The following is a 12384-nucleotide window of genomic DNA, read 5'->3' as shown; positions in this document are numbered from 1 at the left end:
ACGTTCTTTTTTGTGCTGTAAAATACTTCCAGAGCCGAAAGGAGATTTGCATAACGTGCACATCGAAAAATATTCCGCGTGGTTTCTAATTGTTTTTCTCTTGATGAGCTGCGGAAATACAAAGGACCAAAACCAATCGCCACAAACAACACCGTCGGCTGAAAACCAAAATGAGGAGGATACCATGACAGCCAGCTCCGGAAGCTTCTCGATCACGAGCACCGCGTTCAAGGAAGGGGAAACGATTCCGCAGAAATATACGGGCGATGGACAGAATATTTCTCCACCACTTAAATGGGAATCAGTCCCGGCTCAAGCGAAGAGTTTTGCACTGATTGCCGACGATCCCGATGCTCCGATGGGAACATGGGTGCATTGGGTAATATTCAACATCCCGCCGGCAGCAACCGGACTATCCGAGAACGTTCCCAGGAAAGATTCTCTAACAAACGGCTCTCTACAAGGCATAAATGATTCTCGCAAAATCGGTTACGATGGTCCAAGCCCTCCCAGTGGGACGCATCGCTATTACTTTAAACTCTATGCGCTGGATGCAGTGCTGAAACTTTCTTCCGGGATCACGAAGCCCCAGCTTCTCAAAGCCATGGAAGGACACATCTTGGCACAGACACAATTGATGGGAAGATATTCGCGGAAGTAACCTTCATTCACGGGGTCTCGTAAAATTTTTTTCTTGCTTTCGAGAAAGCAATCTCTTAACTTCATCTCACGTTCTTTAATAAAACTGAAGCTTTGGTTTGCCGACACAAAGTGTTTGTGTTGGTATTAAAAGGGAATCCCGTTCAAACCGGGAGCTGCCCCGCAACTGTATTCGGCATTGAAAAATTCCTTCGTCACTGTCCCCAGTTCTCGAAAAAGAATGCGGATGGGAAGGCAAGGAAAAAACGCCGTGAGCCAGGAGACCTGCCAGAGTTTTTTAGAATCAACAACCTTCGAGGGAGAGGTTAAATTCAATCCCGAATTGTCGTAGACAAGTTAGGATATGAGTTTTTTATTTGCCCGCCCTCCCAGCGGGCTTTTTTATTGCCGGTTCGCCGCGGCGAACCGGTGGAGGAAACATGTTTGTACTATTCTTACTTAATTTTACTTTTTATTCGCATCAAACGGACACCACTCAAGTCTATCCCCAGCCGGAAGTGGTTGTAACTGCGACACGCACGCCAATCAACAGTATCGACGCTCCATCTCGAGTGACACAAGTCGACGTCGATGAAATGCAACGGAGCGGTTTCGACAACACGAAAAGCATGCTATCATTTGTTGATGGCATATTCGTAAAAGATAATGGGCCTGCACAGCTCGGTACTGTAAGCTTGAGGGGAACGGCTGCCGAACAAACACTTTTTCTATTTGACGGCATAAGCTTGAATAATGTCCAGAACGGACAGCTCGATCTCTTTCTTGTGCCTTCAAGTAATTTACAATCAATCGAGATTTCTCAGGGCGGTTCGTCGGCATTATACGGAGCTAACGCGGTCGGCGGAGTCATAGATTTTCAAAGCAAAACTCCAATCAACAACTTTGTAAGAATTGATCTTGGAGGAGGGTCCTACGCAAACCAAATGATGGATGCCGAGGTGAGCGAAGGAATCAATGACGCCAGATTTAATTTGATGGTACAGCGCAAAAGAGGAGTGAACGATTTCGATTTTACTTTCACCGGTGGATCGAGAAATTTTCCAATGAGATACACGGGTGGCGACTATGTTGAAGATATGCAATCACTTAAGATTGCACTTCCTTCGTCAATTGGGATGACATCTTTTTTGATCCAAAATGTCTCCGCAGACCGCGGAACACCGTACGCGATAAGCGATTCGACATTTGAAACAACCTCACGCGAAACCGATGAGAACACCATGGCCGTTCTCAAAAATGCAGGCAATTTCGGGTCTTTCGACTATTCTGCTTCCGCGGGTTTCATTTATTCATACCTCAAATACACTGACCCTGCTTACGCTACAGACGATTATTACAAAACATTATCGACACAGCCGGCCGCGCAGCTGTCCTATTCGGATACGAAATTTTCCGGTGCAGTGGGTGTCGATGCCGAACTTGATCGAGGTGAAAGCGACAAGATGGCGAGTATCAAAGACAGAAACCGTATTGGAGCTTTCGCGAGCGGAGACTATGAGTTAAGGAAAGACTTGGATATAGAGACCCGGCTATTCGGTGCGTTACGATATGATGGCTACTCCCGGTTCGGAAATACGTTTAACCCAAAGGCCGGGATTAACATCAAACCTCTCGCGGACATTCCCATACACTTGCGTGCAAATATCGGGACTTCCTTCAGAATTCCAACTTTCAATGAGCTCTATTATTACGATCCGATCTTCGATCAATTTGGCAATCAAAACCTTAAACCGGAGAGTTCAACAGACTTTGATTTGGGAGCAGCCGCAGAGCTCGAAGGAAATCGGGCACCGCTCTATGCCAATCTTGATGCAGATTACTATCATATAGATACTCGCGACGGCATTGTGTGGCAGGAGTTGACAAATACATCCTGGACGCCGGAAAATCTTAAGGAGATTGTATCAAGCGGAGTCGAATTGAGTCTCTGCTTTAGTTACAGTTCTATATTTGCTTTGAAAGGAAATTATTTCTTTGGAAAATCACTTGATGTTTCAGATCCACTCGATCCTGCAGCCTATAAAAAACAGCTTCTCTACATTCCGCAGCAGCAAAGTTCGCTCGTCGCGGAAGCGACACCCGGAATTTTTACGTTCACGGCAGCGATCCGATATGTTGGTGGACGGTTCTATACTTCCGATAACACCGCTTCGCTCCCGCCCTATGCTGTAACTTACGCTTCAGCATCTGCCCGGATTGAAGCAGGCCCTCTGGAATTATTTCCTAAAATATCCGTCGACGATCTTTTCAACCGCAGATACGAAGTGATATATGAATATCCGGTACCCGGGAGGACATACTGGCTCGAACTCGGCATTCAATTCAACCAAAGTAAGTAAACTTGATTGATGACAACGCCGTTATTAAGTTTAGACTAAACCTGAGATCTGATTCTCGATTAAATTAAAAAGCTGGAGTTAACAATGAATATACTATTTGCACTCGTCCTGGTTCTCTTCGCTGCATTTTCAAGGCTCATTCCACACGCGCCTAATTTCACGCCCGTGATTTCGATCGCGCTTTTCGCGGGAGCATATCTGCAGAAGAGGTTTGCATTCCTGGTTCCCATCGCGGCGATGCTGGTGAGCGACCTTGTTGTCGGTTTTTATAATCCGGTCTCGATGGCATTTGTATACGGAAGTCTGCTGTTGATCGTTGCAATCGGATTAACAATGAACAACAAGCTGTCGGTGATTAAGATTGGCGGGTTTTCTCTTGCGGGGGCGGCGCTTTTCTTCGTACTGACCAACTTCGGAGTCTGGATCGTTCCGAACTCGATATATCCGAGAACTTTTACAGGACTCGTCGAGTGCTACGTGATGGCGATACCGTTCATCGGCAACACGATTTACAGCGCTTTGATCTACAGCGCGTTAATGTTCGGCGCATACGAAGCGGCACATAGGTTTGTATTCAAGACGAGGGAAATACAACAAGGAAGTAAATAGATATGAAAAACGGGAGGTGTAGTTCCTCCCGTTTTTGTCTAATCGAGACCCAACTCAAAGATGAGTCTTTGCTCCGCGTTTCGGATTATTTCATATAGAGAAGTTTCTTCACCGATGTAAATTTGGCTGTTCCGTCCTGACTTTGAGCTTGGATCCGGCAGAAATAAATTCCGCTGCTTAAGCCTGAAGGATTCCATTCGATGCTGTATCGATCTGCATTTTGCATCCCGTCCACTAAATCCGCTACAACTCTGCCGAGCAAGTCGTAAATCGTGACTTTCACGTATGAGTTTTTCGGCAAATCATAGTTGATCATGGTTGACGGGTTGAACGGGTTCGGATAATTCTGATACAGCGCGAACTCCTTTGGAGTTCCGCTACGTCCATCGACGGCTAAGACTCCCGTGCCGGTTTTGAAACTTGTGGCAGCCGTGTATGCACTCGCACCGCCCGTGTCGATTGCACTCACATGCCAGTAGTACGTCGTGCTCGCCGTCAATGTATCAGATATTTGAAGTGATGTATCCGGCGTTGTTACATCTCTGACAACGGACGAGAACGAGTTGTCAGTCCCGACCTGTAGATGATAGCTCGTGGCATTTGCCGTTGAATTCCACTTGAAGGTCGTCCTTCTCGGTTCACCGGTTGATCCGTTCGGCGAAACGATAGTTGGCACAGCCGGGATCGCGATGATAGTTGTGAAAGAATCTACTACCGAGAACGGACCGAAACCGCCCACATTGTATGCGCCGACTCGCCAGAAATATTTCGTCGAGTTTGCAAGTGCGGTGACCCTTCTTGTGGTGTCGGCGACATTGGAATCCGCCACCACAAACGAAGAAAACAGCCGATTCGTGGAGAGCTGGAACAGATACTTCGTTGCAGTAGGACTAGAGTTCCACTTGAAGTCAAGAGTATCTGCTCGCTGATATGCAGAGCCATTTGCTGGAAGCAGAATGGTCGGTGCTGCAGGCGGTATAGTTGCGACGCTTTTCACATCATTCGTATCACGAGGGATGATTTCATAGCCGTTGTTAGGCGGAACACTTGAAGTGAATTGACTGGCTATGCCAACCAAGTTTATTGGATACATCGGTTCCGCATGACTCCCCACATTTGTATTCTGGTTAATGTAGAGTATTGTCGTGTCGGTGTGCGCTGCATTCGTCACGTATATGTTTTGGTTTCCAGCCCAAGTTCCAGAAACTTTATATAGGCTATCTATCTCGATAAGTGATCCCTCGACATCTTCAGAATTTGAGACATATCCATGGAGCGTTAGAAGTTTTGGTTGGGGAACTGTTGCATTATGTTTCAGAATGCCGAAATGAACCGAATCCGCCGCCAGCGGGCTAATCTCCTCCACCCCTTTGTTCTGGAGTATTTTTCCGATTACAAACACAGAATCGCCAATGCTAAAGGGCATTATCGTCCCACCTTTGTAGACATCAATGCCAGCCGTCGAATCTTGAATGTAGTAAGAAGTGTAAGTGGAGCCCACGTTAGGAGAGGTAACTACTCCGTACACGATCAATGTATCACCGGTGACCGAGTAGTCCGGCACGAAATCGTGGTTGTCGTCTTTTTTTGCTTGAGCGATAGTTACCTCCTTCGGTCCGAAGACGGGAACTCCGAGAATAAAGGTTCCGAATGATGAGACTTTGGAGGTCTTGATCGTTTTGTTCGTGACGTCTCTTGCCGTTATGGGAAGATCGATCCAATGTGGGCCGCTGCTCTGGTAGACATGAAGCGACGAGTCCTTCGTGATTCCCAGTCTAGCCAGATCCGAGGCTGTATAAGTCAGTATAAGGCTGTCGGTAAACGCGGTAATTCCGGCGGCATTTCCGATTACGAAGTAGTGCCGCAGCATTTTGATGGTGTCACCGAGGGAAAGTGTCGGAGCCGTCACCGTGCTGTCTACTGCTCCAACAACCACAGCGCCGCTTCCAGTTAACGTTGAGAAATCAATTTCGACCGGTAAGTAACTGATTAATCCCGATCCGACTGGGAAAATCCATGCTCCCGTTGCGGTGACGTTATACGAAAGATTGCCGTCAATGTATGCTCCACCACCATATGAACCGGAAACTCCATTAGGCGCTATGAGAGTATCTCCGGTGGTTGTAATATTGCCTACTCCGGTCATGGTAACAAAATTTGCAACTGTAGTTCTGCTTAAAGTCACACCTGTTGAGGTATACGTTCTGAGTTCTCGGACTGTGTCCGGCATTAATGTGCCTGTGTACTGCGGTCCGCCACCGTTAAAATAGTAGTTGGCACTCTTGCTTAAAGAAATAATTCCAGTTGGTTTAACCAAGTCATTGACGCCATTCGCTCCGCCAAGAAACAGCGTCGCGTTCGGGTAAAGTCTAAAGCTACCTGAACCGGTAATTGAGCTCATTCCCGCTGATAGATTTCCGGTGACAGTAACGGAACCAGAATCAACAACATTCCCACCCAGTGCAACTATTGATCCCGAGTTTGCGATTATGACTGAATCCTTGAATTCAATAAGCCCTGTTCCACTAATCAGTTGATACGAACTACCACTGAATGTGCAAGGTAAGGTTGCACTTGATACAATAAAGGAATCATTAACCGTGAGACTGCCATAGATGTAAAGTGAACCCGATGCTGGAGCAAAACTCATCACCCCGCTGTTAGAAATATTATTTATGCTGTCCACCCCTGTGCCACCCCAGGGAAGAAGAGTTACTCCTGATTCTATTGTCCACGTGTCGAGTACTTTGAAAGCACCACCACCGCTTGTCGATTGATAAGTCCTTGTGCCACCAGCAGAGTCGGCGGCTAAAGTATAATTTCCGTAAGTACGGCCAGATACGGTCGGAGTTGCCAGCCCCGTACCTCTGACATTTAGTTCGAACGTACTTCCTTCATCGAATTTCGTGGTTGCGGCCGGAAACGGTGTTGAGAATGACAACGTGGTTACCTGAACAAATTTTCCTCCGCTTTTTACCCTAAGTGAATCGCCGGTGTTTACGCGCTGAAAATACGTTGAACCACTCGCCGCGTTGGAAGCATTGATGAAAACTCCGCCTTGGTCGATGTCGAAATCCAGATTGCCTGCTGCACCGTCCCCAAACTTAAATCCGGCTGTTGCCGCGTTGCTGGCAAAATAAAGGGTAATTATATTCGTATTCCCCGGATAGCCGATCTGCAGCTCCTTTACCACAGCTGTGCCGGCTAAAGGTATTGTGACGGTGTAACTTCCTGCAATATTTGTGTTATCCAGAACAACGCTATCTGCACTTGTGGGGACTGTTCCGCCGCTCCAGTTTGTTGCAGTGGTCCACAAACCATCACCGCCGCTGCCTGTCCATAATTTTTGTGCTTGCGCACTCATTGTAAGAAGTGCGACAAAGAGAAGTGTCGAAGAAATCTTCATAACTTCACCCTTCCAATTTTTTTGTTTGAAAATTATGGCGAGAGTTTTGTCAGCACGATCCGCTAATCAGTAGCAGGCCGCTTGCTCAGCGAACCCTCCATCTGACGCTTTGAAGAAACTTTTGTGACGATTGGATTATTAAACTCACCACCACTCTGTGAATCATCGGGTATAATTTGGGTACTCGCCGGCAAAATGTCAAGCGAGATATAATGAAGTTTTCGTTAATATTGACTGGGCTCACTGTTCAACAACGGCAATTCACTTCTATGCGGTCGGTGATTTCACGAAAAAGAAGGTCCGGAAGAGTTCCCTAAGTTTCTCTTTCTTCAACTTCGAGCAGCTTTCCCACCGAGCGGATTTTCAATCGCTGTGTAAAAATGAAGGCGAAAATTATTCCAACAATCGTGATTGCAATATATCCAAAGAGATGCGTGAGCGTGGCATAAGCCAGCGCTTCATCCGGCAAAACTCCGAACAGCCTGGCGAGAGTCTGCGAAACGAAAAGATGGTAAACGCCGAGAGCACCCGGACTCGGTATCACCCATGCCATGGTGGTTATCATACCGAGGACAAACGAATCGTAAAAGGTAAGCACGGAAGTAGATTTGAATGCAAAGAAGGGAATATAGATTTGAAAAATGTAGACGATCCAAATCAGTGCAGTGTAAACTGTAACTCGAAGAAGGCTTTCCGGCGAACGAAGAATCGAGAATGAAGAGAGAAATGAACCGATGATTTCTTCGACTCTCCCGGAAAATTTCCCCGGGACGACGAACCGGACGAACCTCATCAGCAAATCGTTAGCCTTCTTGACCGTTGATGAGATATAAAAGACAGCACCGATCGCGACGGAACCGACGATCAAAATAATACCGGCGAGACGAAGAAACGGAAATTCTGCAACTATTCCTCCGCCATAGGTCGCCAGGACAATTCCGAAAAGTATGCCCGAGGAAAGCATGTCGAAAAGTCTTTCGAGAACGATTGTTCCCAATACGCCGCTGACCCTTGTGGCCTCTGATCTTCCGGTCACATAAGCACGGACGATCTCACCGAGCCGCGGAACGAAATTGTTCATCAGATATCCGACCATTAAGCTCCCGTATGTTTCGACAACGGAGATTTCGGGTTTTATTTCCTGGAGAATAACGCGCCACCGAAGCCCGCGGACGAAAAGGCTCAACAGACCCACGATCGTTGCCGCGGCAAGAATGAAAAAGTTTGCGTGGAGAGCGTCATGCAGGAGTGACTCGAAAGAAATTCCTCTGAATGCGAGGAAGACAAATAAAGCAGCGATCAGGAGGCCGATGAGCGTGCGCAGAAGCTGTTGGTGGGATTTCAAAAGGAGTCTCTAAAGATTCAGGACAATGCCGCTTCAGTGCTGGCGCAGATCAACGATCTGCGCGTCTTTCGGCGGATCGAATTCAAATTCAGAATCCGGAAGACCGGAATTAATTTTTAAATCCTTCACTGTGTATGTATACCGGGTATCATTCATGTCGGATATTTCCGCGCTGCGAACGGTCCAATTGCGGGAGACAACCAGCTTTATGGAACGAATGAACGAATTGTCGTTCTTCGGCGTCAGCCGAAGCGTGTAAGTCGTATCGGCGTCGGAGAAATTCGACGACAGGAGAACGACGTAAAAATCCGAAGGAACGTTTAGAAGAAATTTGTCGGGTGAAATCGTATTTTTGTCTTCTTTATAATTATCGACAACAATCCGCTTGGAAGATGGCGCGTACGTCCACGATGTTTTTCCATCGGTCACTAAAACATTATCTTCCGTCTCGATCCGGTATTTGTTTCCCTTCTTCAAATAAAGGGTCCCATCAGTCACCTTCGACATTTTCGATAGCGGCATGACGACTGTTTGGGTGAAATGAATAATCACATCATGCGTTTGATTGAAATTTTCCCGAATATTTTTGACAATCTCAGCGGCAGTCGGCGTATCGCCCGCGAAAGCGAAGGAAGACACCAGAAGCAGGACGCAGATAAGCGCGTAATTGTGAACCTTGAATCCTAAGTTTTCGATCCTCATCACATTCCCAATTCAGTCAGCCTGGTATCCAGTTCCGCTTCGCTCTCGAGAAGAACTTCGCGCCCCTTGCTTCCCTCGAAAGGTCCGACGATTCCGGCATTTTCAAGTTCGTCGATCACACGCGCCGCTCTTCCATAGCCCAGCTTCAACCTCCTCTGCAAAAACGAGGTCGATGCCTGTTGGTGTCGTACAACAAGGCGTGCTGCCTCTTCGAACATTTCGTCATATTCTCCGACTGCCGCACCTCCATTACCTTTTTTTACAAGAACAGATGGAAGCTGGTACGGCCGAGAATAACCTTTCTGCGCCGAGATGAAGTCAACGACCTTTTCGATTTCCTCGGTGGAGAGGAACGAGTTCTGCATCCTTTCGGGCTTAGAACTGCCGGCCGCCAAGTACAGCATGTCGCCGTTGCCGAGAAGCTGTTCGGCACCGTTCTGGTCAAGTATCGTACGTGAGTCGATGCGTGATGCAACCTGGTAAGCAATTCTCGCGGGGAAGTTTGCCTTGATAAGCCCGGTTATGACATCGACCGATGGGCGCTGCGTCGCAAGCACAAGATGGATTCCTACAGCACGCGCGAGCTGAGCCAATCGCGTGATCGGATCTTCTACCTCGTGAGCGGCAGTCAGCATCAGATCGGCAAGTTCGTCGATGAAGATGACGATGTACGGAAGCCTGACGAATTTCGTTTCTTCATTCTCCTTTAGTTTGCCTTCTGCGAGTTTCTTGTTATAATCCTGAATATTTCTCACCCCGGCCTTCGCAAGAAGGGAATACCGGTCGTCCATCTCGGATTCGACAGATTTGAGGGCGAGAACTGCATTGCCTGCGTCCGTTATTATTTCTTCATCGACATCGGGCGACACTGCAAGGAAATGCTTGCTCAACTTCTTATATAGCGAAAGCTCAATTTTCTTCGGATCGATGATTACAAATTTTATCTCCCACGGTTTGAGTTTGTAGATCATGCTCATCATGATCGTGTTAATGCCGACGCTCTTGCCTGACCCCGTCGCACCGGCGATCAAAAGGTGCGGCATCCTCGAAAGATCGTCAACAAAAATCTCGCCGGTAATAGTTTTTCCCATTGCGATAGGAAGATTGAACCGCAGGTCCTGAAACTTAGCAGACGAGACGACGCTGCGGAAGTTGACGATCTGCGGCTTGTGGTTTGGAATTTCAACGCCGACCGCTCCCTTGCCAGGTATCGGGGCGATTATTCTTATCCCCCGCGCCTGAAGTGCTAGCGCAAGATCGTCTTCAAGACTCGTGATCCGACTGATCTTCACGCCGCTCGCCGGAACGAGCTCGTACAAAGTCACTACCGGGCCCGGTATCACGCTGACATTTTCTATTTCAATGTCGAAGACTTGCAGCTTCGAACGAAGCAGCTCCGCATTTGCGCGAAGCTCGTCGTCGGAAATCTTATCCACCTGAACCGGAACATCGAGGAGGTCCAGAGGCGGCGGCGTATACTCGATCTCTTCATCCTGATTTACCGACTCCGCTGTTTCGCTGTCAGTAAACCGGGGCGGCGGAATTACTTTTCTCGTGATGAGCAATTTCTCTCGACCCTCTTCTGGCTCCTCATCAGAGATTTCCTCTTCGGCTTCCTCCGCTCTGGTAAACGACCGCTTGACCAATTCTTTCGCCTCCTCGATCAAATTCGCATCATGCTTGGTCCTGGCGTCTTCGCGCACAATTTTGACAGGTTCTACGGGAAAAACCCTTTTCTCATCGTCCCTTGAAATTACAACTTCCCCCTTGGGTTTTCTTCGTGAGAAAATGAAAGCGAACAGCGAACCGATCGATTTAAAAATTAAGGAGAACAACCATATGAATGCATTTACCAGCTCTTGAGGCGAAATCTTCAAAGTGAAAACAACCAAAGAGAATAGGACGAGAAAAATTACTGCTGCACCGCCGACCGCTCCGAGTGCGCGGATCAAGGCGAGTGCAGAAAACTCCCCGATGAGTCCATACCATTCTTTTCCGAATTTATCCGTGCCGTAAAGCGCCTTCAGGTATCCCGAAAGGACAGCGATGACGATGCCGTATATCAGCACCATGGTACTGATCCGGGCGGCTTTAACATAATCTCTCTTTTGAAGTGCAGTCCAACTGAAGATAAGGAGAATGACCGGAAACGCGATCGCAAAATATCCGAGAGTTGAATTAACGAAGAAGTTGGCGATGTACGCTCCGAAAATTCCGAGCCAGTTATGAATCGCGTCTGCCTTTGCACGCAATGCCTCGTCGCCCAGGAACAGCCTGAACATGTCGAAGAAACCTATCTCGGAGTTTGCATCGTCGGCAGGCGAATACGAAACTATGCTTAAGCCGGCAAGGATTGAAATTATAATTAGCGAGAAATTCATGACCTCCGACCTGAGTGATCTTTTCCCGCGAACCTGATCTTTGACCGGCTTTCTTTCCCGCCCCGAAGCGATTTCGACCTGCCGGGCCTCGCCGTCCTTATGATTCAAATTTTTCTCGAGTCTCTCTCTTGGTTCAGGCATATGTCACGACTGCAATTAGTAATTGGCGATTCGCGATTCGCTTTTCAATCTCAGATTAGCCGTTTACCACCAGCTTATTTTGCTTGAGCTTGATTCCAGTTCCTTCAATTACGGGTATTACTGGAACGTTATCGACCTCGGCACAAAATTTCAGATCCTCCTCGAAGCCAATCGACACCAGATATTTTCCGTGCGCAGACTGCTTCATCATTCCGAGGATGCCCTTCTTGAACTTATTATATAAAATAACCGATGTCAATCCGGCATCGTCCGTCTCCACTTTAACGACAGCATTGACTTTCGCTATTATCATTCCTGCGCATGTTGCATCTTCAATTGAAAAGCCACCCTGTCTGCCAGAGCAAAGAACTGTCCACGTTCCGCCGATGTCGACAACCGTCTGAGCTACCGCAGAGGCGTTGACGAAACCCCCGACCAGAGCCATGGATGCATAACGGCATTTATACATTGCTCCCGCACCGTTGGTGGTCGTAAAAATTATCGTCTTACCGCCGACTTTCTCCGGAGTATATTCGAACGGAGAATTACCGAGATCGAAGCCGTCGATTTTTTTACCCTGCCTTTCTCCGCCGAGGAGATGCGAATCGCCGCTGAGGTTTGTTGAAATTTTCGTTGCGCTTTCGATATCCGGAGCGGGAATAACTTCGCGGGCTCCGTTTCTTAGAGCTGTACAAATCGTGGTAGATGCCCGGAGCACGTCAATGATGACGACATTTTTGCCGCGCATACCGAGTTCATCCACACCGGCGGGTGAAAAGAAAACCTCGATTTTCATTGCTA

The 12384-nt window shown here is 47.7% G+C and carries 8 protein-coding genes and 1 riboswitch; of the genes, 3 read left to right on the top strand and 5 right to left on the bottom strand.

The genetic code is table 11. From position 1 onward, the window contains the following. Window positions 1-184 precede the first annotated feature (184 nt). The 3 genes from VLX91_15095 to VLX91_15085 all read left to right on the top strand — a co-directional run bounded on the left by VLX91_15095 (window position 185) and on the right by VLX91_15085 (window position 3608). Window positions 185-661, top strand: coding sequence for a YbhB/YbcL family Raf kinase inhibitor-like protein (locus VLX91_15095; GenBank protein HUI31535.1), 477 nt, complete (start codon window positions 185-187; stop codon window positions 659-661). A 76-nt stretch (window positions 662-737) separates the two neighbouring features. After that, window positions 738-947, top strand: a riboswitch (cobalamin riboswitch). A gap of 132 nt (window positions 948-1079) precedes the next feature. After that, on the top strand, window positions 1080-2999 hold the full coding sequence (locus VLX91_15090) for a TonB-dependent receptor (GenBank protein HUI31534.1): 1920 nt from the start codon (window positions 1080-1082) through the stop codon (window positions 2997-2999). A gap of 84 nt (window positions 3000-3083) precedes the next feature. Then, window positions 3084-3608, top strand: coding sequence for a DUF6580 family putative transport protein (locus tag VLX91_15085; GenBank protein HUI31533.1), 525 nt, complete (start codon window positions 3084-3086; stop codon window positions 3606-3608). A gap of 85 nt (window positions 3609-3693) precedes the next feature. Here VLX91_15085 and VLX91_15080 read toward each other — a convergent pair whose 3' ends face one another. The 5 genes from VLX91_15080 to VLX91_15060 all read right to left on the bottom strand — a co-directional run bounded on the left by VLX91_15080 (window position 3694) and on the right by VLX91_15060 (window position 12379). Beyond that, window positions 3694-7014 (bottom strand): T9SS type A sorting domain-containing protein, encoded by a 3321-nt coding sequence (locus tag VLX91_15080; protein HUI31532.1) that lies wholly within the window; start codon window positions 7012-7014, stop codon window positions 3694-3696. A 313-nt stretch (window positions 7015-7327) separates the two neighbouring features. Further along, the gene (locus VLX91_15075; protein HUI31531.1) at window positions 7328-8359 is read right to left on the bottom strand and encodes a lysylphosphatidylglycerol synthase transmembrane domain-containing protein; all 1032 of its coding nucleotides are present in this window, start codon (window positions 8357-8359) and stop codon (window positions 7328-7330) included. Between the two features lie 33 nt (window positions 8360-8392). Then, window positions 8393-9061 (bottom strand): outer membrane lipoprotein chaperone LolA, encoded by a 669-nt coding sequence (lolA, locus tag VLX91_15070; GenBank protein HUI31530.1) that lies wholly within the window; start codon window positions 9059-9061, stop codon window positions 8393-8395. After that, on the bottom strand, window positions 9061-11583 hold the full coding sequence (locus VLX91_15065) for a DNA translocase FtsK 4TM domain-containing protein (GenBank protein ID HUI31529.1): 2523 nt from the start codon (window positions 11581-11583) through the stop codon (window positions 9061-9063). The genes lolA and VLX91_15065 overlap by 1 nt, the downstream gene beginning before the upstream one ends. A gap of 55 nt (window positions 11584-11638) precedes the next feature. After that, window positions 11639-12379, bottom strand: coding sequence for a 2-phosphosulfolactate phosphatase (locus VLX91_15060; GenBank protein ID HUI31528.1), 741 nt, complete (start codon window positions 12377-12379; stop codon window positions 11639-11641). Between the last annotated feature and the right edge of the window lie 5 nt (window positions 12380-12384).

The sequence above is a fragment of the Candidatus Acidiferrales bacterium genome (assembly GCA_035515795.1).
Taxonomy (GTDB): domain Bacteria; phylum Bacteroidota; class Ignavibacteria; order Kryptoniales; family JAKASW01; genus JAKASW01.
This window is presented reverse-complemented; position numbering and strand designations above follow the sequence as displayed.